Source organism: Pseudoxanthomonas japonensis, assembly GCF_010093445.1.
Classification (GTDB): domain Bacteria; phylum Pseudomonadota; class Gammaproteobacteria; order Xanthomonadales; family Xanthomonadaceae; genus Pseudoxanthomonas_A; species Pseudoxanthomonas_A japonensis.
In genome coordinates this window covers 21,797-46,242 of sequence record NZ_PDWW01000012.1, presented here as the reverse complement: position 1 = coordinate 46,242, position 24,446 = coordinate 21,797, and the positions used below count along the sequence as shown (strand labels likewise).

The following is a 24,446-nucleotide window of genomic DNA, read 5'->3' as shown; positions in this document are numbered from 1 at the left end:
CGTCATCCGGCCATGGGGGCCGGACGAAGGCGGCTCAGCGCAGGCGGCCGAGCTGGATGGCGCGCAGGCGGTCGTCGGCCGTGCGGGCAACGTCGGTGCCCGGGTACTTGGCAATGACTTCGCCCAGGGTGCGCTCGGCCTCGGGCAGCTTGCCCAGTCCGTAGTCGCACAGGCCGATCTTCAGCAGGGCGCCGGACGCCTTGTCGTGGGTCGGGTACTGCGCCAGCAATGCGCGGAACTGGTCCGCGGCCAGCGCGTAATTCTGGGTGACGTAATAGCTCTCGCCCAGCCAATACAGCGCGTTGGGCGCATACACGCCGCCGGGATAGAGCTGCAGGAAGCTGGTGAACAGCTGTGCCGCATCGGCGTATTCGCCGGCCTTCAGCCGGTCGAAGGCGACGTTGTAGGCGGTGCGTTCGTCGCCGGCGGCGGACAGCGCGCCCATGTCGCCATGGACGCTGGGCGCTGCCTCAGCCATCGCGGCGTCGACTGGCGCCGGTGCAGTGGCCGGCGCATTGCCCAGCGGGGGAGCAGTGGCCGGCGTGCCGGCCGGGGCCGGTACGGCACCGCCTTCCAGACGGTTGAGGCGACCGTCCAGATCGAGGTACTGGTCGCGACCGCGCTGCTTGAGCTGCTCGTTCTCGTGCTGCAGTTGCTCGACCTGCGCACGCAGGTTGCGCAGTTCGGCTTCCTGTTGAGTGACGCGGTTGAGCAGATCCAGGTTCTGCTGCGGGTTGTTGGCCTTCGCCTCCAGCGCGGCCACGCGATCGGCCAGGCTGACGCGTTGCGCATGCGCGGGAGCGGCGGCCACGAGGGCCGCCGCCAGGACCAGCAGGTACGTCTTCTTCGCGATCATCGTGACGACGGCTTACTTGGCCGTGTAGACGATCTCGACGCGACGGTTCTGCGACCAGCAGGACTCGCTGGAATCGGTGCAGACCGGACGCTCTTCGCCGTAGCTGACCACGGTCAGCTGGCTGGCCGAACCACCGCTGGCCTGCAGGGCCGAATTCACGGCGTTGCCGCGGCGCTCGCCCAGGCCCAGGTTGTACTCGCGGCTGCCGCGCTCGTCTGCGTGGCCTTCCAGCGTGATGCGCGAGGACGGACGGTCACGCAGGTACTTGGCGTGGCATCCCATGATGGCCTGGAACTCCGGCTTCAGGGCGTCCTGGTCCAGGTCGAAGTACACCACGCGCTGGCGCAGGCAGGCATCGGTGTCCAGATCGTTCGGACCGTACACGCCGGACGTGGTCGGGCCCGTCGGGGTGGTCGGGGTGGTCGTCGTGGTGTCGGCCGGAGCTTCGGGCTTGACGGCCTTTTTGCAGCCAGCCAGCACGGCCACGGACATCATGGAGAGCAGCAGAACACGGGTGGTGTTGTTCATGGTCATTCCTTGCGTCGTTTGAACGGGGGATCGGTGGAACCGGGAGTCACATTGTAGACACAAAATTAACGCTGGGTGCGGTAGGGCGACCACGCCGGCTCGCGCACGTCCGCATTGGCCACGACCAGGCGCTGGCGCACGCGCGCGTCTGCGGAAATGGCGTACAGCACGCCCCTTCCGCCTTCCCGCGCGGCATACAGCACCATGCTGGCGTTCGGCGCGAAGCTGGGGGACTCGTCCAGCGAGCCCGGCGACAACGAGGTCCAGCGTGCGCCGCCCAGGCTGGTGTCCATCAGCGCGATCCGGTAGTTGTTGCCGCTGCCCTGCACCACCGCGATCTTCTTGCCGTCAAAGCCGATGCTGGCAGTGGCGTTGTAGTTGCCTTCGAAGGTCACCCGGCTGGCGCTGCCCCCGCTGGCCGGCACGCGGTAGATCTGCGGGCGACCGCCACGATCCGAGGTGAAGTAGATGCTGCCACCGTCCGGGCTCCACACCGGCTCGGTGTCGATGGCGGACGTGGTGGTCAGCTGGCGCAGCGAACGGCTGCCCAGGTCCATCACGTAGATCTCCGGGTTGCCGCTGCGCGACAGGGTCAGCGCCAGCTGGCGACCGTCGGGCGAGAACGAGGGCGCGCCATTGATGCCACGGAAGCTGGCGATCTTCTCGCGTGCACCGGTGGAGATGTCCTGGATGTAGATCGCCGAATTGCCACTTTCGAAGCTCACGTAGGCCAGCTTGCGACCATCCGGGCTCCACGACGGCGACAGCAGCGGCTCGGCCGAGCGCACCACGGTCTGCGGGTTGAAGCCATCGGAGTCGGCCACCATCAGCGCGTAGCGCGTCGCCTTGCCGGTGCCGGCGGCAGTGATGTACGCGATGCGGGTCCAGAAAGCGCCGCGTACGCCGAGGATCTTCTCGTAGATGGCGTCGGCCATCTGGTGGGCGACGTCACGCAGCGCATTGGAGCGTGCGGTCATGGCCAGGCCGAGCAAGCGCTCCTGCTTCGCCACGTCGAACAGTTCGTACTCGACGCGATAGCCGCCATCACCAGCATCGACCACGCGGCCGACCACGATGTAGTCCTGGCGCAGGGCCTGCCAGGTCGGGTACTGGATCTCGCCCCCGCGGGTGGGACGTTCGGTGATGCGGGCCTCCGGCAGCGTACGGAAAGCACCCGAGCGCTCCAGATCGGCACGCACCACGGCCGATACGTCGGTCGGCGGCGCGGCGGCGCTGCCCTGGTAGGGCATGGGCACCACCGTGATCGGCAGGGCGGAGGCGTTGCCGCCGATGATGTCGATCTCCAGACCCTGCTGCTGGGCGGAGGCCAGCGCCGGAACGAGGGTGAACAGGAGCAATGCGAACCAGCGCAGCGGTTTCTTCATGGGCAACGACTCTGCGGTTGTGCGGGGCGGCAAAGGGATACCAGTCCCCGCGTGAACGTTTTAACAATTGTGAACGGAATGGAGCGAAACGCCGCGTGAAGTCAACGGTCCCTGGCCTCGAAATTGAGGGTCAGGGTCCGCGCGAAAACCGACTCGAAGCCGCGGTACGGCAGCGGCCGCGCCTTGAGTACCGCGCGCTCGATGGAATCCTGGCCCGCCGCGTCCATGGCGCAGCCGGGCTGGACTTCGGCGCTGACCACGTCGCCACCGGGCAACTGGCGGATCACCACCCGGCAACGGGTACCTACGGCGACCGATTCGGGGCGGGTCCACTGGCGCAGCACCGCTTCCTGGATGGCGGCGGCATAGCGGCCGCGCAGGTCTTCATCGGTGCCGCCATTGCCGACCGGGCCGGTCGCGGGCGCCGATGTGGAAGCCGCCGCGCTGGCCGCCTGCCGGGCACGTGCGTCCGCCAGTTGCCGCAGCTTCTGCTCGGCCAATTGCTGCTCCCGCTGCGCCTGGGCGCGCTGGCGACGGATTTCCTCCAGTCGCTTCTTGTCGGCCTCGGCCTTCTGCGCGGCTTCGGCAGCGATGCGCTTCTGCCGGTCCTCTTCCTGCTGGGCGGCCAGCCGTCGCTGCTGCTCGGCCTGCTCCTGGCGCTTGCGTTCGGTCAGGTCGATCTGTTCCTGGCGCCGCTTGGCCTCCTGCTCCTGGCGTGCCTTCTCCTGCGAAATCGCATCGCGGCGCGCTTCATCCTGATCCACGGTATCGGGCACGGGGATGCGTTCCTGGGCCTGCGCCTGCCGCTCGACCGGTGCATCCTGCGGCCTCGGCTCGGGGATCGGCTGCGGCGGCGGAATGGTGTCCTCGGGCGCCGGCTCCTGCACGGGCTCGGGCATCGGCGCCGGCTGGAAATCGAGCGCGCGCTCGACCGCGCGCTGGTCGGCGGCGGACACATCGAGCGTGGCCTCCATCGACTGCGAGCCAGCCGCATTCAGCCGCTCGCGGTCCCACTTGAAGTACGGCGACAGCAGCAGGATCGCAAGCAGCAGCAGGTGCAGGCCGATGGCCCACCCCACCGACCGGCCAAGCCCTTCCTCTTCAGGGGGGCGCTGGCGCTGGAGCACCTCAGCGTGCATTGCCGCCCGCGTTGGTCATCAGGCTGACATTGCCGACCTTGGCCCGCCGCAGCACGTCCATCGCATCCAGTACCTTCTGGTAGGGCGCGGATCCCTCGGCGGCCACCATGATGCGCAGCTCGTCGCCCTGCTCGGCACGGATCGCCGCGACGCGGGATTCCAGCGTCGCCGCATCCAGCACTTCAGGCTGCTTGGCTTCGGGTAGCTTCAAGCCGAAGCGCCCGTCCGGATACGCGACCACGATGACCGGTTCGTTGCGCGTCTCCACTGCCTTCGCGTTGGACGACGGCAGCTTCACGTCCACGCTCAGCGTGAGCAGCGGCGCGGTCACCATGAAGATGATCAGCAGCACCAGCATCACGTCGATGTAGGGCACGACGTTGATCTCGGACTTCAGCTTGCGCCGCTTGCGATGGAAGATGCTTCCGGCCATGGGGAACTCCGCTTACTCGGCCGCGTTCTGGCGCTGCAGGATGGAGCTGAATTCTTCGGCGAAGCTCTCGTAGCGCACGGCCAGCCGCTCGACGCGGGTGGTGAAGCGGTTGTAGGCCCACACCGCCGGGATCGCGACGAACAGGCCGATGGCGGTGGCGAACAATGCTTCCGAGATGCCCGGCGCGACGGCGGCGATGCCCGCCTGCTCGCCGCTGTTGAGCATGTCGTGCATGGTCACCATGATGCCGAACACGGTGCCGACCAGGCCCACGTAAGGCGCGGTCGAGCCGATGTTGGCGAGCAGTTCCAGGTTGCGCTCCAGCTGATCGACTTCGCGCGTATAGGTCACGCGCATGGCGCGCTGCGCGCCTTCGAGCTGGGCACGCCCATCGAGGCCACGCTTGTCGCGCAGGCGGGTGAATTCGCGGAAGCCCGCTTCGAAGATCGCCTCCAGGCCGGTAACCACGCGGTTGCGGTCGGCGGCACCGGCATACAGCTTGTGCAGTTCGGCGCCGGACCAGAACCGACCCTCGAACTCGTCGGCGTCGCGGTTCGCGGTCTTGAACACGCGCCCCTTGCGGAAAATGATCACCCAGCTGATCACCGAGCCAACCAGCAGCAGCAGCACGATCAGCTGCACCGGCAGGCTGGCCTTGAGCATCAGGTCGATGTAGTTGATTCCGCTGTGCGTGGTGGCGGCGGCCGCCTCTGCCGCAGTGGCCGTCGCTTCGGGCGGCAGCGCCTCGGTCACGACTTCCTGGAAGGCCAGCAGCGTTGCGATCATCCGTCGTTCCTCGTATCTCGGTTCGTGTTGCTTGTCGGGTTAAAGCGGCTGGCCCGGGGACTCGAGCCGGCGGAACTCTTCGTACAACGCGTCGGGCAGCCCAACGGGTTTGAACGTCGACGCGCGGAGCGCTGCGACCTTCACCTCCGCCGTCAGCAGGACCTCGCCGTCCCGTTCGATGGACTGGGCGAAGACCACGCTGGCCCGCTTGCACTGGTGGATGCGCGCACTGACCTGCAGCAGATCGTCGAGCCGGGCGGGGCGCAGGAAATCCAGGCGCATCGAACGGACGGCGAACACCAGGTCGTGGGTCTGGCGCAGTCGTTCCTGGGCGTGGCCACGGGCCCGCAACCATTCGGTACGGGTCCGTTCCAGGAAAGCGACGTATTGCGCGTGGTACACCACGCCACCGGCGTCGGTATCTTCCCAATAGACGCGTGTCGGAAAGATGAACGGAGCCGTATCCACGGCGATCCTCGTCGAATCAGTCGTCAAAGCATGCGCTCCCGCACGGTGTCGTGCATACCAACCTGTAACCAGTGGAGCTCAGAACAGCTCACCCGATGCATCGCCCGATTCCGGCACCCTGCCCTTCGGCGTCAGCCCCAGGTGCAGGTAGGCCTTGCGGGTCGCCATGCGTCCGCGCGCGGTGCGGATCAGGAAGCCCTGCTGGATCAGGTAGGGCTCGATCACGTCCTCCAGCGTGCCGCGCTCTTCGCTGAGCGCCGCGGCCAGCGACTCCACGCCGACCGGGCCGCCGTCGAAGCTGTCGATGATGGTGCGCAGCATGCGGCGGTCGAGCTCATCGAAGCCCTCCGGGTCCACCTTGAGCATCTGCATGGCGGCACGCGCCACGTCGACATCGATGTGGCCGTTGGCCTTGACCTGGGCATAGTCGCGCACGCGCCGCAGCAGGCGGTTGGCGATGCGAGGCGTGCCGCGCGCGCGGCGCGCCACTTCGGCGGCGCCTTCCGGCACGCAGTCCATGCCGAGGATGCGGGCCGAGCGCTGCACGATACGGGTGAGCTCCTCGGGCGAGTAGAACTCCAGGCGCTGCACGATGCCGAAGCGGTCGCGCAGCGGCGCGGTCAGCAGGCCGGCGCGCGTGGTGGCGCCGATCAGGGTGAACGGCGGCAGGTCCAGCTTGATCGAACGCGCAGCCGGGCCTTCGCCGATCATGATGTCGATCTGGAAGTCTTCCATCGCCGGATAAAGCACTTCCTCGACCACGGGCGACAGGCGATGGATCTCGTCGACGAACAGCACGTCGTGCGGCTGCAGGTTGGTCAGCAGCGCGGCGAGGTCGCCGGCCTTCTCGATCACCGGGCCCGAGGTCACGCGCAGGTTCACGCCCAGCTCGTTGGCGATCACGTGACTCAGCGTGGTCTTGCCCAGCCCCGGCGGCCCGAAGATCAGCACGTGGTCGAGTGCCTCGCCGCGTCCCTTCGCCGCCTGGATGTAGATGTCCAGCTGCTCGCGGACCGGCTTCTGGCCCAGGTATTCGTCCAGCCGCTTGGGGCGGATGCTGGCTTCGATGGCGTCGTCTTCGCGGGTGGCGGAGGAGTCGATGATGCGGTCGGCGGTCATGGCGGGATTATGGCCGAAATGCCGGCCGGTTCCCCGTCAGATCTCGACCTGTGCGCCCAGTTCGACCAGCCGGTTGCCGGGAATGCGGAAGAAGCCGGTCGCCGGCGCCGCGTTGCGATGCATGGCCGCGAACAGCTTGTCGCGCCACATGGGCATGCCGCCGTGACGTGCGGCGACGATGGTTTCGCGGCTGGCGAAATACGTGGTTTCCATCGGATCGAAGTACACGCCACCCTGGTCGCAAGAACTCATCAGCGCCTGCGGCACGTCGGGCGTTTCGGCGAAGCCGTAGCTGATCACCACGCGGTAGAAATCGTCGCCGATCGGCTCGATCTTCAACCGCTTCTTCTTCGGCGCGTAGGGGACCGTCAGGGTCTCCACAGTGAGGAACACGTTGCGCTCGTGCAGCACCTTGTTGTGCTTGAGGTTGTGCAGCATCGCGTGCGGCACCACGCCCTTGTCGGCGGTCAGGAAGATCGCCGTACCCGGCACGCGCACCGGCGGCGCCAGCATCAGGCCCGGCAGGAACGTATCCAGCCGGATGCCTTCCTTCTGCACTTCGCCATGCAGCAGTTCGCGACCACGGCGCCAGGTGCGCATCATGGTGAAGGCGGAGATGCCGATGAACAGCGGCACCCAGGCGCCGATACCGGTGACCAGCTTGGCACCGTTGGCGAACAGGAAGGCCAGGTCGATGACCAGGAACACGCCGCACAGCGGCAGCACCCACTTGCGCGAATCCGGCCAGCGCGTGTACGCCACGATCGCCAGCAGCAGCGTATCGATCAACATCGTGCCGGTCACCGACAGGCCATAGGCGGTGGCGAGCGCACCGGAGCTCTGGAAGCTCAGCACCAGCACGATCACCGCGAAGTACAGCATCCAGTTGATCGACGGCACGTAGATCTGGCCGATCGTGTCCTTGGAGGTGTATTTGATGTGCAGGCGCGGCAGGTAGCCCAGCTGGATCGCCTGGCGCGTCACCGAAAACGCACCGGTGATGACGGCCTGCGACGCGACCGCCGCCGCGGTCGTCGCCAGCACCAGCATCGGGACCTGGGCCCAGCCCGGGATCGACATGTAGAACGGGTTCGCCACGGCCTCGGGATGGCGCAGCAGCACAGCGCCCTGTCCGTAGTAGTTCAGCACCAGCGCCGGCAACACGAAACCGAACCAGCCCCAGCGGATAGGCTTCTTGCCGAAGTGCCCCATGTCGGCGTACAGCGCTTCGCCGCCCGTCACGGTCAGCACGACCGCGCCGAGGATCAACACCGCGTGCCAGTCGTGGGTCGTGAAGAAATGCCAGGCCCAGTACGGATTCAGCGCCGCCAGCACCGACGGGTTGTGCGCGATGTTGTAGATGCCGAAGCCGGCCAGCACGATGAACCAGGTGATCATCACCGGGCCGAACGCCTTGCCGACCTTCGCCGTGCCGAAACGCTGCATGGCGAACAGGCCGGTCAGGATGACCAGGCTGATCGGCACCACCCATTGCCGGAACACCGGCGATACCACTTCCAGACCTTCCACCGCGCCCAGCACAGTGATCGGCGGGGTAATCATGCCGTCGCCGAAGAACAGCGCCGCACCGAAGATGCCGAGGATGCCGACCGTGTAGCTCATGCGCGAGCCTTTCGCCAGGCTTCGCTGCGCCAGTGCGGTCAGCGCCATGATGCCGCCTTCGCCGTCGTTGTCGGCGCGCATGATGACGATGACGTACTTCAGGGTCACCACCAGCAGCAGCGACCAGAACCCGAGCGAGAGCAGCCCGCGTACCGTGTTCGGGTCCGGCGTCAGCCCGAAGTGCGGGTGGAACATCTCCTTGATCGTGTACAGCGGACTGGTGCCGATGTCGCCGAACACCACACCGACCGCACCGGCGACCAGGGCGACCATGCCTGCCCGCGAATGACCGTGCTGCCCGCTGTTGCCGGCATCGGCGTGAGAAGAAGATGGGGTGGACATGGCGGCCGGCAGGGTAGCGCTGTGGAAGTGAAGGGATGCTCTAGAACGGCGATCAGCGCAGCGCGGCCTGCAGGGCCTTGCGGATGATCGTCGCGGCATCGTCGCCGGCGGCGGTGGCGTCGCGCGCCATCCGCGTGGCTTCGGCCGGCTTGTAGCCCAGTTGCTGCAGGGCGATGGTGGCTTCGGACTGCGGATCCACCGGCAGCGCGGTGATGCCGCCGACGCCGGTACCCATCAGGTCCGCCGCGCGGTCGCGCAGCTCCACCACCATGCGCTCGGCGGTCTTCTTGCCGATGCCGGGGATGCGCGTCAGCGCGGTGATGTCGCCGGCCTGCACCATGCGCGCGAACTCGTCCACGCTGGCGCCGGACAGCACGGCCAGCGCGATCTTCGCGCCGATGCCCGTGACCTTCTGCACGTCGCGGAACAGCCGCCGCTCGCCCTCGCGCAGGAAGCCGTACAGCGACACGCTGTCTTCCTTCTGCGCGTAGTGGGTGAACAGCAGCACCTCTCGCCCCACGTCCGGCAGGTCGTAGAACGTGCTCATCGGCGCCTCCAGCTCGTAGCCCACGCCGCCGACATCGATCACCAGCCAGGGCGGCGACTTGTACGCCAGGATGCCGCGCAGACGTCCGATCATTTCCTGCTCCAGGCCAGTTGCGAACTCACGCCCAGCCGCTTTGCCGTGGCGCGTACGTGTGCGTGGGTGATGGCGACGGCCAGCGCGTCGGCAGCGTCGGCCTGCAGCTTGCCGTGCAGGTTGAGCATCAGGCCGACCATGTGCTGGATCTGCGCCTTCTCGGCGCTGCCGCGGCCGACCACGGCCAGCTTTACTTCGGTGGCGGCGTACTCGTGCACCGGCAGGTCGCGCAGCACCACCGCACTGATGGCGGCGCCGCGCGCCTGGCCCAGCTTCAAGGCGGAATCAGGATTGCGCGCCATGAAGACGCGCTCGATGGCGACCTCGTCGGGTTGCCAGGTCGAGATCGCTTCGCCCAGGCCGTCCAGCAGCCGGCGCAGGCGCTGCGGAAAATCGTCCGCGCCCAGCAGCACCAGCGGCGCGTGGTGGACATGCGTGACCTTGCCCGCCGCATCGACATCGATGATGCCGATGCCGGTGCGCTGCGAGCCGGGGTCGATGCCGAGGATGCGGGTCACGGAACGTGATTCGTGATGGGTGATTCGTGATGGGAAGAAGCAGCGGGGAAGATGATCGAGGAAACGCGCACTCGCGAATCACGAATCACGAATCCCCATTCACTGCTCCTACGCATACACGTCCGCGCCCAGGTCGGCATTGGAATAAACGTCCTGCACGTCGTCCAGGTCTTCCAGCATGTCGAGCAGCTTCTTCACCTGCAGAGCGGTTTCGCCTTCCACGCGGATGTCGTTGTCGGCGCGGTAGGTGGTCTCGGCATGGTCCGGGGCCAGGCCGGCGGCCGTCATCGCATCCTTCACGGACTGGAACGCATCCGGCGTGGTGACCACGTCGATGGACCCGTCGTCCGGGTAGACGACGATGTCGTCGGCCCCTGCTTCGATCGCGGCTTCGGTGATCTTCTCTTCGTCGGCGCCGGGCGCGTAGCTCAGCACGCCCAGGCGCTTGAACATGAAGGCCACCGAGCCCTCGGTGCCCATGTTGCCGCCGTGCTTGCCGAAGGCGTGGCGCACTTCGGCCACAGTGCGCACGCGGTTGTCGGTCAGGCAGTCGACGATCACCGCGACGCCGCCCGGCGCATAGCCTTCGTAGCGGATCTCCTCGAAGACCACGCCTTCCAGCTCACCGGTCGCCTTCTTGATGGCGCGTTCGATGACGTCCTTCGACATGTTGGCCGACAGGCCCTTGTCCACCGCCGCGCGCAGGCGCGGGTTGTTGGCGGGGTCGCCACCGCCGGCGCGGGCTGCCACCCCGATCTCGCGGATGATCTTGGTGAAGATCTTGCCGCGCTTGGCGTCGGTGGCGTTCTTGCGGGCTTCGATCGACGGGCCTCTGCCCATGGTGGATTCCGGAGTGCACTGACAAGGGCGCGGATTATACGCGCCCCCGTGCAGCCGTCAGTCCTGCCCGTCGAACCGGCCCTCACGCAGGAAGCGGGCGGCCTGGCGCGCAGCGTCCGCGGAGAACACCAGTCCCGTGTGGCTGGCGGGGACCACGCAGTGCGCGGCCAGCCCCGGCAGGCGGGTTTCCGACAGGCCCACCGTGCCGTCCGATTCGCCATCGAAGCGTGCGATCAGGCGACCGATGCCGCGCGCCACGTTGCCGGCCACCATGCCGACGGGCACGGACCCCGCCCACGGCGCACACCCGGCCTGCAGCAACCTGCCGCTGCGGCCCAGCACGGGCGCCGTCCAGCGACGTTGTCCCAGGCTGCGCGCCGCCTGGCTGCCGCAGAGGGGCGAGCCCAGGCAGACCATCCGTTGCACCGGAAGCGCCGGTGCGCGCCGCAGCGCCTCCATGCCGATCAGCCCGCCCAGGCTGTGCCCGACCAGGTGGACGGGCGGGCCGTCCTTGAGCTTTTCGATGAGCGCGGCGATGGCCGGCTCCGGACCGCCCAGGATGCTGGGGTAGCCGAACACCTCCACCTCGAACCCGTCCCCACGCAGGCGCCGCGCCAGCGGGGCGAGCCAGGATTTCGCATTCCAGATGCCATGCACCAGCACGACGCGCGTCGTGGACGAGCGGGATTCTTCCATGCCGCCAGTGTCGGCCAACTCGGATGGGCTGACCAGTCGGCCAAGCGGGAATGGAAACGGCGCCGGGTTCCCCCGGCGCCGTCGGACAGCTGCAGCGTCGGCCGGGATCAGTGGAACGTGTACTCGAACTGCACGGCGACCTCGCGGCCGATCGGGTTGTAGGCATCGTAGAAGAACGGGAAGTCGCCGTTCGTTTCGTCTTCCGGATGCAGGTTGTTGAACAGGTTGTTCACGTAGAACGTGACCTTCGCCTTGTCGGTGATCTGCTTGCCGAGATTGGCGTTCCACAGGAAGTGGACTCCGGTCCTGCCCGCCTCGCTGTCCAGCTTGGGCAGGCTGCCGTAGCGCGTACTCGACAGGTTGGCGCTCCAGTCGCCGCCGCGCCAGCTCACCGATGCCTTGGCCTTGCTGCGGAAGTCCAGGTTTTCCGGGTCGTCGCGCCAGTCGCGATCCACCGGATCACCCGCGTACAACTGGCGCTCGGACGCCAGCGTGTGCGACCAGTCCAGCCCAAACGTGAAGCGGCCGAAGCGATCCGTCGGCATCCTCCAGCGGAAGCCGGCATCGATGCCCGCCACGCGCAGATAGGACTGGTTGATCGGTCCGGACAGGACCTGGGTGACCCGACCGTTCGGATCGCCAGGATCCGCTACGCGGGTCACGCGCGACAGGATCGTCTGGCAGTAGCCGGAATCGGCGGCGAACCCGAACGGCGATCCGTCCAGCCGGAGACCGGTGCGGCAGCCCGCCTCGTCGGCCAGCACGTTGTCCGCCTCGAGCAGGTCGATGGCGCCGTCCAGTTCGATGTTCCAGTAATCCACGTTGACGGACATGCCGTCGGTGACGTCCCAGACGAAGCCGATGCCCCACGACTTCCCGGTCTCCTCTTCCAGCGCCGCGTCGCCGCGCGAGATGGTCATCATCGAGAAGTCGTAACCCTCGCAATCCGGATTGTCGCCCGCGGAAATGCAGCGCAGGGCATCGGTGTGCGAACCGAAGCTGCCGCTGCCTTCGCTGAACACCCAGTGCATGTCCGGCGCCTTGAAGCTGGTCGCGTAGCTGCCCCTGACCAGCAGGGAGTCCACGGGACGCCACTCCAGGCCGGCATTCCACGTCTTCGCATCCCCCAGGTCGGTGATGTCGTTGTACTTGTCATAGCGCCCGGCCAGGCTCGCCTTGAGCGTTTCGTGCAGCGGGATGCTGAACTCGACACCCAGGGCATAGCGCTCGCGGTCGCCGCCGCCATTCGTGCCGGTGAGGTTGTACAGCTCCGCCACATCGGGCTGCACGCGCGGATCGCTGTCCATGTCGTAGCCCTGCCGACTGGCCTCGACGATGAAGGCCGAACCGACCGGGCCCGCAGGCAGGTCGAACAGATCGCCCGTCATCACGAAACTGGCCGTGTCCACCCACGACTCGGCCTCGTAATGGGCGATGGTCGACAGTGACGCGTACTCTGCGGCAGTGAGTGGCCTCAGCCAGTGATCCAGGTTCAACTGGTAGATCGGATCGCCGCTACCGGTGACGCCCTGCTGCTCGCTGAAGAACCATTCGTTCACCCGGTCACCCACCATGCGGCGGCGGTTGCGTTCGAAGTAGTACTCCGCATGGCTCAGCGTCGCTTCCCAATCGAACCGGCCAACGCGCCCGCGCAGCCCCGCGGCCACGTCCACGGAGAATTCCTTGTAGTGCTGGTCCATTGCCGAGACGCCGCCCAGTTCGTACGGGGTCAGATAACGGTCCAGGCCGATCACGGTGCCGAACTGCGGATCGTAGAAGGCGCCGATGCGACCCACCCCATTGGTGTGCGGACCGGTGATGCTTTCGAAGCCGCCGTTCGACGTCGCTTTCGCGTGCCACGCCTGCAACGACGCCCAGCCCTCCAGGTCGGGCGAGAACGTCCACGTGCCGAACAGGTAGCCGGCCAGTTCGTTCTTGCCCTTGCTCAGGCTCTGGTTGCGTGCATCGCCCCAGTACCCGCAGAAATTGCCCATGTCCCGCACCTGGCCGCCGCTGATGCGCAGGTAGGGCGTGTCATGGAAGTCGCCGCCCCACTGCTCGCACGTGCCCTCCGGAAACTGCCACAGCGGCCGACTGCTGCTGTCCGCGCCGAGGCGGATGCGCAGGCCCGTCGGCGGCACCACGCCGGTGCGCGGATCAGCGGTGGGATCGAGGCGGGCATCCCAGTCGTCTCGCTGCGTTCCGTACAGGAGCTCCTGCGCGTAGTACTGGAACGCGTAGGTCAGCCCCCACTGCTCTCCCGTTTTCCCGCCCGTCCATTGCAGGTCCACGCGATCCCGCCCGCCCATCGTGCTGGTACCGCCGCGCAGCTTGACCTCGTCGCCTTCATAACCCTTCTTCAGGACGATGTTCACTACGCCGGACACGGCATCGGCGCCGTAGATCGCGGACGCACCGCCCGCCAGCACTTCGATCCGTTCCACCGCACCCGAGGGAATGTTGCCGAAATTCTGGAAATTGCTCCGTCCACCGTAGGGAAACGGATAGTCGGCGGCGCGGCGCCCGTCGATGAGCAGCAGCGAGCGCCCGGGTCCCAGGCCACGCAGATTGAGCGGGTGGGCATTGGCGGAAAAGCCACCCGACAATTCCGTCTCGACGGCGCCGCCGGCCATGACCAGCGAGTCGAGCGCCTCGAACACCGTGGCATGGCCTTCGGCCTCGATCTGCTGCGCGGTGATGATGGTGACCGGCGACGGGCCTTCGATCTCCGCGCGCTTGATGCGCGAGCCGGTCACCTGCACGGCGGCCAGGTCCTGCGTGTCGGGAGGATTGTCCGCGGCCGCCGGGACGGGCTTCGGTGCCGGTGCCGGGGCTTTCGCGGGTGTCGTGGTCTCCTGCGCGCGCGCCACCGTGATGACGCCGCCACGCGTGCTGCGATGGGTCAGGCCGCTGCCGTCCAGCACTTTGTCCAGCGCCTGGTTGACGGTGTACTGCCCCGACAGCGTGGGTGCGGTGCGTCCGCGCACCAGGTCGGGCGGCACCATGATCTGCACGCCGGCCGTCTGCGCGACGCGGTTGAGCGCATCGCCGAGCGGCTGGCTGCCGACCGCGAACTGGTGGGTGGACGATGTCTGCGCCGCCGACACCGGGGCCGCGGCCATCAGCGATGCGCCGAGGGCGGTGGCCAGAGCCAGTGACATGACGGTGCGGCGGTGCGGCGTGGTGGTCTTCATCAAGTCGTCCCCCTTGGACGTGCTGGGAAATGTGAGATATCGGATGGCGCTCCCCTTTCAAGGCAGACGCAGCGCATCGGCGATTCCTCACTGCGTCGCGTGCGGTTGCGTCGCGCGGTGCCTCCGCTTACTTTTCTCTGCGCACCGCAGCCTCCGGACACCCGTCGCGTGAATCCGATTCCACAACGCACCGCCGGTGGCGACGCCGCCACCGCAGCCGGCCACGACACCGCGACGGCCGATACCCAGCGCTTCCGGCCGATGCTGGTGCGCTACTTCCGCCGGCACCTGCAACACGAGGCGGATGCCGAGGACCTGGCCCAGGAAGCCCTCATGCGCCTGGTGCGCTCGCCTACGCAGGTGGACCACGCCGAGGCTTACGTGGTGCGGATCGCGGCCAACCTGCTGCGCGACCGTTTCCGGCGCGAACGCAGCCACCACACCGGGCTGCACGACCCGCTCGACGACACCCTGCACGAATTGCCCAGTGAGGAACCCGCCACCGACGACGTCTACGCAAGCAGGGAGCGGCTGGAACGCCTGCTGTCGGCGCTGGACGAACTGTCGCCGCGCTGCCGGCAGGTGTTCCTGCTGCAACGCTACGAAGGCATGACCTACACCGCCATCGCGCGGCAGCTGCAGGTCAGCGTGAGTGCGGTGGAAAAACACATGATGCGCGCGCTGCTCCACCTGCAGGCACGCCTGGCGGAGCCATGAGCAGACCGGACCTTACCCTCATCGATGGCGGTGACGGCGTCGACCAGCAGGCGACCCGCTGGTTCGTGCGGCTGCGCGCCGACGATGCCAGCGAAGGCGACCGCCGGGCGTGGCAGCAGTGGCTGGAGGCCAGCCGCGACCACCGCGATGCCTATGCGCGCGTGGAGGCCTTGTGGTCTTCGTTCGGCGACTTTGCGACGTCGCCGGAGATCGGCAGGCGCATCGCCGGGGCTTCGCGTGCGCCGCAGGCCGCACCGGTGCAGGCGCGCACCGCGCGGCGACGCTGGCCCGCCGCGATGGCCGCGACGCTCGCGCTGCTGGCCGTCGGCACCTTTGCGGCGCTGCGCCTGACGGCGCCCACGGAAGCCGCCTACCGGACTGCGGTGGGCGAACGCCGCTCGGTGCAGTTGGACGATGGTTCCCGCGTCGATCTGGACGCGGGCACGCACCTCAGCGTGCGCTACGACCGTGGCGGCCGGCATATCGTGCTGGAGCAGGGCCGCGCCTTCTTCCAGGTGGCCAAGGACGCCGCGCGTCCGTTCGACGTGGTCACCGACGCCGGCAGCGTCCGCGCCCTCGGTACGCAATTCGAGGTTTCCCATGTTGCCGGCGCGGCTGATGTCGCCCTGTACGAAGGCAGCGTGGAACTGCGCGCACGCGCGGCTGCCGAGGCGCCGGTGCAGCGCCTGGGCGTGCTGGTGCCGGGCCAGCAGGCGCGCCTGTCCGCAGGCCGCATGCAGATGCGCGCGACGACCGTCGCCGCCGGGGCGCGCCCGGCATGGCTGAGTGGACGCCTGGTCTTCAGCGACACGCCGCTCGCCGAGGCCGTGGCCGAGTTCAATCGCTACAGCACGAACCGCGTGGTGCTGGCGGACCCCGCACTCGGCGCCCAGCGCGTCAGCGGCGTTTTCCGCGGCGACGACGTCGACGGCTTCATCGGCGCGCTGGGCGAGGTCTACGGCATCCCGGAACACCACACCGCCAACGGCACGCATGTGCTGGGTAAATCGCCATGATGCGCAGACGCCTTCTTGCGGCCGGTCTCGCCCTCGCCTGGCTGTCGCCGGTCGTGGCAGAAGAGGTCACCGGACAGCCCGCAGCGACGCTAGACGATGGTCCGTACGTGTTCCAGACGACCGCGCGCCGCTATGACGCCTGGTGGGTCTGCGACGGCAAGGTCGAACATGACGTGCAACGCAAGCGACGCAAGGACACCGTGATCGCACCGCGTTGCGGCTACGGTCGACCGGCGGTGATTCCGAACCACGTCGCGGACCCGGAATCCGTGCCGTACACCGGCGGCCGCATCGTCGCACTGTCCGACATCCACGGGCAGTACGACCTGATGGTGAAGCTGCTGCGCGCGCATCGCGTGATCGACGGCAACGACAACTGGGCGCTCGGTCGCGACCACCTGGTCATCACCGGCGACGTGTTCGATCGCGGCGACAAGGTCAACGAGGTGTTCTGGCTGCTGTTCCAGTTGCAGCAGCAAGCGCATGCCGCCGGCGGCGCGGTGCACTTCCTGCTGGGCAACCATGAAACCATGGTGCTCTACGACGACCTGCGCTACATCAATCCGAAGTATGTCGAGGTCGCGCGCCTGCTCGGCCGTCCCTATTCCGCGCTGTATGGCGCCGACACGGTGATCGGCGGCTGGCTGCGCACGCGTCCGGTGATGCTGAAGCTGGGCGACACGCTGTTCCTGCATGGCGGCATCGCACCGGAAAACCTGGACCTGGTCACCGGCATCGATGCCACCAACGCGACGTACCGCGGTTCGCTGGGCGTCGCCAAGGACACGGTGAAGGCCGATCCGGCGACCGCGCGCCTGTACGACGGCAAGCGCAGCCCGATCTGGTACCGCGGCTATTTCAATGGCGAGCTCGATACCCCGGCCGTGGGCCGCGTCGTCGACCGGCTTGGCCTGGCGCGGATCGTGGTCGGGCACACCACGATGGACGAAGTAGTGAGCTTCCACGGTGGCCGCATCATCGCCATCGACAGCGGCATCAAGCGCGGCGAATCCGGGCAGCTGCTCTTCATCGACAAGGGACAGCTGAGTCGCGGCCTGCTGGACGGCACGCGCGAGGCGCTACCCGAGCGCCAGGTTGCGCCGCCCGACAAGGACTGAATGTTCAGGCGGCGACCTGCTGCCGCTTCCATTCCCGCGGCGACACGCCGCTGTGCGCCTTGAACGCGCGCGACAGCGCGGCTTCGCTGCCGTAGCCCACGTCCGACGCCACCACCTTCAACGGCTTGCCATGCCGCAGCGCCTGCTGCGCCAGGCCGACGCGCCACCCCTGCAGGTATTGCCCGGGCGTGATGCCCAGCGACTCGCGGAAGCTCGACGCGAACACCGTGCGCGACATGCCCGCCACGCGCGCCAGATCCTCCAGCGACCAGTCCTTCGCCGGCGCCTCGTGCATCGCGACAATGGCATTGCGCAGGCGCGGATGTCCCAGCCCGGCAAGCATGCCGCCCTTCACTTCGCCGCTTTCCATCAGTTGGCGCAACACCTGGATCATCACCACTTCGAACAGGCGGTTGACCAGCGCCGTGCGTCCGCAGCGCTGGGTGAAAGCCTCCTCGAACAGCAGCGCCAGCACGTCCCCGGCGCCATGGATGCCCGACAAGGGCAGGCAGACCGCGTCGGGCAACGCCGCACAGATCGGATTCTGGTCGCCGCCCTCGAACCGCAACGTCGCGCAGGTCATGTCGGCACCGCGTACCGCGTCGCTGATGAAGCGGTGCGTCAGCGCGCGCGGGAACAGCAGCAGGCTGGGCTCGTCGATGCGCAGCGACGTGGTGCCGTAGACCACCTCCAGCGGCCCCTGCCGGATCAGGTGCAGCTGCCCCACGCCCGTTTCCGCCTCCAGCGTATTGATGCCGCACAGCGCACCGGCATTGAACACCTGCGCGCTGACCGAGAACCGGTCCAGCAGGACCGCCAGCCGATCGACCATGTCGGAACTCCAGATCAAGTTTTCAGGATTCTATATCACCTTTCGTACAGGAATGGCGCGCAAAGTACACCTCACCGGACGGCCACCCGCCTCCCGCTTCCCAACCCACCAAGGAAACCGCCATGTCCATCGAAAAGATCCTCTACACCGCCACCGCCACCGCCTCGGGGGGCCGCGAAGGCCAAGCCACCTCGTCCGACGGCGTACTCGACGTCAAGCTGATCACCCCGCGCGAGCTGGGCGGCGCCGGCGGCGACGGCACCAATCCGGAACAGCTGTTCGCCGCAGGCTACTCGGCCTGCTTCCTGGGCGCGCTGAAGTTCGTCGCCGGCAAGCAGAAGGTCGCCCTTCCCGCCTCCACCACCGTCACCGGCAAGGTCGGCATCGGCCAGATCCCCACCGGCTTCGGCATCCAGGCCGAACTGACCATCGCCGCCCCGGGCGTGGACCGCGAGCAGCTGCAGGCCCTCGTCGACGCCGCCCACATCGTTTGCCCGTACTCCAACGCCACGCGCGGCAACATCGACGTGACGCTGGTACTCGCCGCCTGAACGCTTTCCTGACCCACCACCCCTTGCAGGAACCGAACCCATGAATGTATTCACCCGCACCATGGCCGCCACGCTGCTGGCCGTCGCCACCCAGGCCAGCTTCGCCGCCCAGCCTGCCACCGCGCCGGTCGCCGTCGAACGCACTGCCAGCACGCTCACCACCGCCGACGGCGTGCAGCTCTACTACAAGGACTGGGGCCCGAAGAACGGCCCGGTCGTCACCTTCAGCCACGGCTGGCCGCTGTCCTCGGACAGCTGGGAATCGCAGATGATCTTCCTGGCTTCCAAGGGTTACCGCGTGGTCGCCCACGACCGTCGCGGCCACGGCCGCTCCAGCCAGCCGTGGGACGGCAACGACATGGACCATTACGCCGACGACCTGGCCACCGTGATCAACACGCTGGACCTGAAGGACGTGACCCTAGTGGGCTTCTCCACCGGCGGCGGCGAAGTGGCGCGCTACATCGGCCGCCATGGCACCGGCCGGGTCAAAAAGGCCGTGCTGATCAGCGCCGTGCCGCCGCTGATGCTGAAGACCGCCGACAACCCGGGCGGCCTGCCGATCGAGGTGTTCGACGGCCTCCGCAAGGGCTCGCTGGACAACCGTGCGCAGCTGTACAAGGACATCGCCTCGGGTCCGTTCTACGGCTTCAACCGCCCCGGCGCGAAGGTCTCGCAGGGCCTGATCGACAGCTGGTGGGCGCAGGGCATGCAAGGCGGCCACAAGAACACGTACGACTCCATCGCCGCGTTCTCCGCCACCGACTTCCGCGCCGACCTGAAGAAGTTCGACATCCCCACCCTGGTGATCCACGGCGACGACGACCAGATCGTTCCCATCGACGCCGCCGGCAAGGCCTCCGCCGCGCTGATCAAGAACGCCAAGCTGATCGTCTACGCAGGCGCCCCGCACGGCCTGACCGACACCCACAAGGATCGCGTCAACCAGGACCTGCTCGACTTCCTGCAGAAGTAAGGAACAAGCCTCCGCAAACAGCAACGGCCGCATACGCGGCCGTTCGCTTTTGATCTTCAGTGATTCTCTGAACAACGCACCGTCTGCCCGTCATTCCCGCGACAAGCGGGAACCCGGTGCCTTTGCTTTCCGTGGCCGGAAGTCGCTGGGTCCCCGCCTGCGCGGGGATGACGGCGGTTACTCAAATAGCCACACCGCCGCTCCCGCGATCCCACCAGACCCGAAGGGCGGCGGACAAGGATGTCCGCCGTCTGGCACTGATCGTCTGGAATTCTCTGAACAACGCAGCGTCTGCCCATCATTCCCGCGAGAGCGGGAACCCAGTGTCTTTGCTTTCCATAGCCGGAAGTCGCTGGGTCCCCGCCTTCGCGGGGATGACGGAGGTTATTCGGACTTCGCTTGACCGCATCGATGCACCAGCGATCCCACCAGACCCGAAGGGCGGCGGACAAGGACGTCCGCCGTCTGGCACTGATCGTCTTGGATTCTCTGAACAACGCAGCATCTGCCCGTCATTCCTGAGAAAGCGGGAACCCAGTGCCTTTGCTTTCCATGGCCGGAAGTCGCTGGGTCCCCGCCTGCGCGGGGATGACGGCAGCTATTCGGACCTTGCTTGACCACACCGCCGCTCCCGCGAACCCACCAGACCCGAAGGGCGGCGGACAAGGATGTCTGCCGTTTTCGGCCTCGCCAGGATGGCGAGTCGGAAAATCCCGATGGCAGCACTACGATGGGATTGCTTCGTCGGGGAGGGCGCTTTCTTTTGGTGACTTTTCTTTGCGCCAACAAAGAAAAGTCACCCGCTGGCCCGAAGGGCTAGCGGAACGCTCTTTCAGTCAAACGAAAGCACCCCGCCGCAGGATGAACTCATCATCCAACGTCTTCCCCACCGGAAACTTGTACTCCCCCACTCGCACGAACCCCTGCCGCTCATAGAACCGTTGCGCGCCGAAATTCTCCGACCACACCCCGATCCACAAGGTCCGCGGCCCGTCCCTCAACAGCCAGCGCTCCACCTCGGCGAACAGCTTCCCGCCCCAGCCGCCATTCTGATGCGACGCCAGCACATACAGCCGCTTCAGCTCGCCATCGCCCGCCTGCACGTCCGGATGCGGCAAGCCGCAAGGACCGGCGGCCGCGTGTCCCACCGCAACGCCGTCGTCCTCCAGCAGCCACACCGCGTAGTCCGGGTGAGACAGGATGACGCGCTGTTTCTCGACGTCGTACGCATAGGCGAGGAACGCCGCCAGATCTTCGGCCGGATACAGATGGCCGAAGGTCTCGGTAAAGCTGCGCGATGCCAGGTCGGAGACGAACTGCGCATCATCCACGGTGGCGCGACGGATCTGCACGCTTACACGTCCTCTTCTTCCTCGTCGTCTTCCTCGTCCGACTCGTCTTCTTCGTCGGCGTCCTCGTCTTCCTCTTCGTACTCTTCTTCGTCTTCTTCGTAGTCGTCTTCGCCGAAGTCCTCGCCGTCCCAGCGGCCCTGGCCGTCCGGCACGAAGGTCACCGCCATCGCTGCAGGCGACGTGCCGACGCGCACCAGCCAGCCGCCGAACACGCGCGCGCGTTCCGTCACCAGGCCCGCATCGGCGCCTTCATTGCCCAGGCGTTCCCACTCCAGCGAAAAAGCGTATTCCGTCATTGCGTGTTTCTCTCTCAGTCCTTCTTGGGGCGAACCTGGATGTGGACTTCCGCCAGCTGCTCGTCCGGGATCGGCGACGGCGCGCCGGTCATCAGGCACTGGGCGCTGGTGGTCTTGGGGAACGGGATGACGTCGCGGATCGACTCGGTGCCGGCCATCAGCGCCGCGATGCGGTCGATGCCGAACGCGATGCCGCCGTGCGGCGGCGCGCCGAAGCGCAACGCATCCAGCAGGAAGCCGAACTTGGCCTCCGCCTCTTCCGCGCCGATGCCGAGCAGCTCGAACACCGCGCTCTGCATGTCGGGGCGATGGATACGGATCGAGCCGCCGCCGATCTCGTTGCCGTTCAGCACCATGTCGTAGCCGCGCGACACCGCCGTCTTCGCGTTCGCGCGCAGGTCGCCGATGTCGTCGACCGCGGGCGCGGTGAAGGGGTGATGCAGGGCGACGTAGCGCTGCGCTTCGTCGTCGTACTCGAACATCGGGAAGTCGGTGACCCACAGCGGCGTCCAGCCGTCCTGCACCAGGCCGAAGTCCTTGCCGGCCTTCAGGCGCAGCGCGCCCATGAAGTCGGAGACCTTGTTGTAGCCACCGGCACCGAAGAACACGATGTCGCCATTGCCGGCGCCCACATGCTTCAGCAGTGCGGCGAACGCGTCTTCCGCGAAGAACTTCTGGATCGGCGAGCTGACCGCGCCGGCCTCGTCGATCTTGATGTAGGCCAGGCCCTTGGCGCCGTACTTGGCGGCATGCGCGGCGTACTCGTCGATCTGCTTGCGGCTCAGCGACGCGCCGCCGGGGATGCGCAGCGCGGCGACGCGGCCGTCCGGATCGTTGGCCGCACCGGTGAACACGGCGAATTCGCTGGACTTCACCAGCTCGGCCACATCGACCAGTTCCAGCGCGATGCGCAGGTCCGGCTTGTCCGAGCCGTAGCGACGCATCGCCTCGGCCCAGGTCATGCGCGGGAACGGATTGGCCAGCTCGACGTCCATCACTTCCTTGAAGATGTCGCGGATCATGCCTTCGACGGCGTCCTGCACGTCGCGCTCGCGCACGAAGGCGAACTCCATGTCGAGCTGGGTGAACTCCAGCTGGCGGTCGGCGCGCAGCGCTTCATCGCGGAAGCAGCGCGCGATCTGGTAGTAGCGGTCGAAGCCGGCCACCATCAGGATCTGCTTGAACAGCTGTGGCGACTGCGGCAGTGCGTAGAACTCGCCCGGATGCATGCGCGCCGGCACCAGGAAATCGCGCGCGCCTTCCGGCGTGGCCTTGGTCAGGATCGGCGTTTCGATGTCCTGGAAGCCGCGCGCGTCCAGCCAGCGGCGCAGCGCCTGCACCAGCCGGATGCGGGTGCGCTGCTTGCGCTGCATGTCGGCGCTGCGCAGGTCCAGGTAGCGATACTTCAGGCGGATGTCCTCGCCCGGGTTCTCGTGGTGATGGAACGGCAGCGGCTCGGCCTTGTTGAGCACGGTGATGTTCGTGGCGATCACTTCCACCTTGCCGGTGCGGATCTTGCTGTTGACGGCTTCGCGCGCACGCACGATGCCCTCGACCTGCAGCACGTCCTCGTAGCCCAGCGATGCGGCGACCTTGAACACCTCGGCGCTGGACGGATCCACCGTCACCTGCACGATGCCCTCGTGGTCGCGCAGGTCGATGAAGCAGACGCCGCCGAGGTTGCGGGCGACGTCGGTCCAGCCGCACAGGGTCACGGTCTGGCCGATCATGGCCTCGTCGACGAGGCCGCAGAAATGGGTACGCATGGGGAACTCCAGGGGGTCATCCGGCCGGGGCCGGAAGGGGTGCAACGGCCGTCGGCCGTCCTAGCCGGTTAGTTTACCCGCTCCCCCGGCCGGCCTCTGCTCCGGATTAACATTCCCGGCGTATGCTGGCGCCTCCCCAGGAGGGTGCCGCCATGAAGAAGCCGTTGTTGCAGTCCGTTTTCGTACTGTTGCTGGCCCTGGCGGCCGGCAGCGCCGTCGCCCAGATCACGCCCAAGGCCTATGCGCCGGAGAACCTGCGCACGCTGTCCGTGCAGGACCAGACCCGGGTGATCAGCCTCGAATACTCCGAGCAGTCCCGGGGCCGCCGAATCCCCGACGACCAGTTGCGGTTCTATCTGGACCAGGTCAACCGTTCCAACTGGACCTTCAGCCGCATCAAGCAGGACATCGCCCAGTCGCTGGGTGGCAACAACGGCGGCTGGAACCCCAACCCGCCACCGGTCAGCGGGCGGACCATCGTCTGCGAGAGCAAGAGCGGCGACGCGCGCCGCTGCACGCCGCCGTGGCGGGGCCCATCCCGTCTGGTGCGGCAGATGTCCAACAGCCGCTGCGAGGAAGGCACGACCTGGAGCTCGCAGGATGGCCTGATCACCGTGTGGAAAGGCTGTCGTGGCGAATTCGCGGCCGCCACCACCTCGTCCACCGGCACGATCCGCTGCGAAAGCTCCGATGGCCGCGGCAGGACCTGCCGAACGCCGTGGCGGGGGCATTCGCGCCTGACCCGGCAACTGTCGAGTGCCGCCTGCGTGGAGGGCCGGAGCTGGCAGTCGCAGCAGGGCCAAGTCTACGTGGGCAACGGCTGCCGCGCAGAGTTCGCTGCGCGCGACGGCGGCTCGATCGGCGGCAACAGCGGCTACACCATCACCTGCAGCAGCGACGACAACCGCCGCAGGACCTGCGCCTACGACGCCCGCCAGGGCCGGCCGATCCTGTTGCAGCAGCTGTCCAACAACAGCTGCCGCGAAGGCTACAGCTGGGGCTACGCCGGCAACCAGGTGTGGGTGGACCGCGGTTGCCGCGGCCGCTTCGGACCGCGCTGAATCCGGTCGCGCTGGATCCTCCCAGAGCCGTCATCCCGGCGAAGGCCGGGACCCAGCGACGTGCTTCAACAGAGTTGCGCGATATGACGTGCAGCCAACGTCCATTTGGGTCCCAGCTTTCGCTGGGACGACGGCGTCGAGTTATCTCTGGCTTTCGTCGTCCCAGCGAAAGCTGGGACCCATGTTGACGCTTG

Annotated in this window: 24 protein-coding genes; 6 read left to right on the top strand and 18 right to left on the bottom strand. The window is 67.4% G+C overall.

Annotated elements, in window-relative coordinates:
• Positions 1-34: 34 nt before the first annotated feature.
• The 14 genes from ybgF to CSC78_RS09930 all read right to left on the bottom strand — a co-directional run bounded on the left by ybgF (position 35) and on the right by CSC78_RS09930 (position 14,567).
• On the bottom strand, positions 35-856 hold the full coding sequence (ybgF, locus tag CSC78_RS09995) for a tol-pal system protein YbgF (RefSeq protein ID WP_202924159.1): 822 nt from the start codon (positions 854-856) through the stop codon (positions 35-37).
• Positions 857-868: 12 nt separating this feature from the next.
• Positions 869-1,384, bottom strand: coding sequence for a peptidoglycan-associated lipoprotein Pal (gene pal, locus CSC78_RS09990; protein WP_162337764.1), 516 nt, complete (start codon positions 1,382-1,384; stop codon positions 869-871).
• Positions 1,385-1,449: 65 nt separating this feature from the next.
• A complete protein-coding gene (gene tolB, locus CSC78_RS09985; protein ID WP_162337763.1) occupies positions 1,450-2,769 on the bottom strand; it encodes a Tol-Pal system beta propeller repeat protein TolB in 1,320 nt (439 codons plus the stop codon).
• Between the two features lie 101 nt (positions 2,770-2,870).
• Positions 2,871-3,908 carry a cell envelope integrity protein TolA gene (gene tolA / locus CSC78_RS09980; RefSeq protein ID WP_162337762.1) on the bottom strand — a complete coding sequence of 346 codons (1,038 nt, stop codon included), beginning with the start codon at positions 3,906-3,908 and terminating at the stop codon, positions 2,871-2,873.
• A complete protein-coding gene (locus tag CSC78_RS09975) occupies positions 3,898-4,341 on the bottom strand; it encodes an ExbD/TolR family protein (RefSeq protein ID WP_162337761.1) in 444 nt (147 codons plus the stop codon). Before CSC78_RS09975 ends, tolA begins: the two co-directional genes overlap by 11 nt.
• A 12-nt stretch (positions 4,342-4,353) precedes the next feature.
• Positions 4,354-5,127: a protein TolQ gene (gene tolQ / locus CSC78_RS09970; protein WP_162337760.1), complete on the bottom strand. Its 774-nt coding sequence runs from the start codon at positions 5,125-5,127 to the stop codon at positions 4,354-4,356.
• Positions 5,128-5,166: 39 nt separating this feature from the next.
• Positions 5,167-5,622 carry a tol-pal system-associated acyl-CoA thioesterase gene (gene ybgC, locus CSC78_RS09965; protein ID WP_162337759.1) on the bottom strand — a complete coding sequence of 152 codons (456 nt, stop codon included), beginning with the start codon at positions 5,620-5,622 and terminating at the stop codon, positions 5,167-5,169.
• A 51-nt stretch (positions 5,623-5,673) separates the two neighbouring features.
• The gene (gene ruvB / locus CSC78_RS09960; RefSeq protein WP_162337758.1) at positions 5,674-6,714 is read right to left on the bottom strand and encodes a Holliday junction branch migration DNA helicase RuvB; all 1,041 of its coding nucleotides are present in this window, start codon (positions 6,712-6,714) and stop codon (positions 5,674-5,676) included.
• 36 nt (positions 6,715-6,750) lie between these two features.
• The gene (locus CSC78_RS09955) at positions 6,751-8,679 is read right to left on the bottom strand and encodes a potassium transporter Kup (protein ID WP_162337757.1); all 1,929 of its coding nucleotides are present in this window, start codon (positions 8,677-8,679) and stop codon (positions 6,751-6,753) included.
• 52 nt (positions 8,680-8,731) lie between these two features.
• A complete protein-coding gene (ruvA, locus tag CSC78_RS09950) occupies positions 8,732-9,319 on the bottom strand; it encodes a Holliday junction branch migration protein RuvA (RefSeq protein ID WP_162337756.1) in 588 nt (195 codons plus the stop codon).
• Positions 9,316-9,837 carry a crossover junction endodeoxyribonuclease RuvC gene (gene ruvC / locus CSC78_RS09945; protein ID WP_162337755.1) on the bottom strand — a complete coding sequence of 174 codons (522 nt, stop codon included), beginning with the start codon at positions 9,835-9,837 and terminating at the stop codon, positions 9,316-9,318. Before ruvC ends, ruvA begins: the two co-directional genes overlap by 4 nt.
• Before the next feature lie 108 nt (positions 9,838-9,945).
• Positions 9,946-10,677, bottom strand: coding sequence for a YebC/PmpR family DNA-binding transcriptional regulator (locus tag CSC78_RS09940; RefSeq protein ID WP_162337754.1), 732 nt, complete (start codon positions 10,675-10,677; stop codon positions 9,946-9,948).
• Positions 10,678-10,734: 57 nt separating this feature from the next.
• On the bottom strand, positions 10,735-11,373 hold the full coding sequence (locus tag CSC78_RS09935) for an esterase/lipase family protein (protein ID WP_162337753.1): 639 nt from the start codon (positions 11,371-11,373) through the stop codon (positions 10,735-10,737).
• A gap of 107 nt (positions 11,374-11,480) precedes the next feature.
• Complete coding sequence (locus tag CSC78_RS09930; RefSeq protein WP_162337752.1) at positions 11,481-14,567, bottom strand: TonB-dependent receptor; 3,087 nt, start codon at positions 14,565-14,567, stop codon at positions 11,481-11,483.
• A 168-nt stretch (positions 14,568-14,735) separates the two neighbouring features.
• On the opposite strand from CSC78_RS09930, the gene CSC78_RS09925 reads away from it, so the two are divergent.
• The 3 genes from CSC78_RS09925 to CSC78_RS09915 are packed head-to-tail and all read left to right on the top strand — an operon-like array spanning position 14,736 to position 17,418.
• Complete coding sequence (locus CSC78_RS09925) at positions 14,736-15,284, top strand: RNA polymerase sigma factor (protein WP_202924157.1); 549 nt, start codon at positions 14,736-14,738, stop codon at positions 15,282-15,284.
• Positions 15,281-16,300 (top strand): FecR family protein, encoded by a 1,020-nt coding sequence (locus CSC78_RS09920; protein WP_162337751.1) that lies wholly within the window; start codon positions 15,281-15,283, stop codon positions 16,298-16,300. The genes CSC78_RS09925 and CSC78_RS09920 overlap by 4 nt, the downstream gene beginning before the upstream one ends.
• A complete protein-coding gene (locus tag CSC78_RS09915; RefSeq protein WP_162337750.1) occupies positions 16,297-17,418 on the top strand; it encodes a metallophosphoesterase in 1,122 nt (373 codons plus the stop codon). The genes CSC78_RS09920 and CSC78_RS09915 overlap by 4 nt, the downstream gene beginning before the upstream one ends.
• A gap of 4 nt (positions 17,419-17,422) precedes the next feature.
• Here CSC78_RS09915 and CSC78_RS09910 read toward each other — a convergent pair whose 3' ends face one another.
• Positions 17,423-18,250 (bottom strand): AraC family transcriptional regulator, encoded by an 828-nt coding sequence (locus tag CSC78_RS09910; RefSeq protein ID WP_162337807.1) that lies wholly within the window; start codon positions 18,248-18,250, stop codon positions 17,423-17,425.
• A gap of 122 nt (positions 18,251-18,372) precedes the next feature.
• Here CSC78_RS09910 and CSC78_RS09905 point away from each other — a divergent pair, with 122 nt between their 5' ends.
• Both CSC78_RS09905 and CSC78_RS09900 read left to right on the top strand, forming a co-directional pair.
• Positions 18,373-18,801: an organic hydroperoxide resistance protein gene (locus CSC78_RS09905; protein WP_162337749.1), complete on the top strand. Its 429-nt coding sequence runs from the start codon at positions 18,373-18,375 to the stop codon at positions 18,799-18,801.
• A 40-nt stretch (positions 18,802-18,841) separates the two neighbouring features.
• A complete protein-coding gene (locus CSC78_RS09900; protein WP_162337748.1) occupies positions 18,842-19,777 on the top strand; it encodes an alpha/beta fold hydrolase in 936 nt (311 codons plus the stop codon).
• Positions 19,778-20,613: 836 nt separating this feature from the next.
• Here the strand turns inward: CSC78_RS09900 and CSC78_RS09895 are convergent.
• The 3 genes from CSC78_RS09895 to aspS are packed head-to-tail and all read right to left on the bottom strand — an operon-like array spanning position 20,614 to position 23,191.
• The gene (locus CSC78_RS09895; protein WP_238391231.1) at positions 20,614-21,129 is read right to left on the bottom strand and encodes a GNAT family N-acetyltransferase; all 516 of its coding nucleotides are present in this window, start codon (positions 21,127-21,129) and stop codon (positions 20,614-20,616) included.
• A gap of 2 nt (positions 21,130-21,131) precedes the next feature.
• Positions 21,132-21,425, bottom strand: coding sequence for a DNA primase (locus CSC78_RS09890; RefSeq protein WP_162337747.1), 294 nt, complete (start codon positions 21,423-21,425; stop codon positions 21,132-21,134).
• Positions 21,426-21,439: 14 nt separating this feature from the next.
• A complete protein-coding gene (gene aspS / locus CSC78_RS09885; RefSeq protein ID WP_162337746.1) occupies positions 21,440-23,191 on the bottom strand; it encodes an aspartate--tRNA ligase in 1,752 nt (583 codons plus the stop codon).
• Between the two features lie 152 nt (positions 23,192-23,343).
• On the opposite strand from aspS, the gene CSC78_RS09880 reads away from it, so the two are divergent.
• Entirely contained in the window at positions 23,344-24,252 is a 909-nt protein-coding gene (locus tag CSC78_RS09880; protein ID WP_162337745.1) for a DUF3011 domain-containing protein, read from the top strand.
• Positions 24,253-24,446 lie beyond the last annotated feature (194 nt).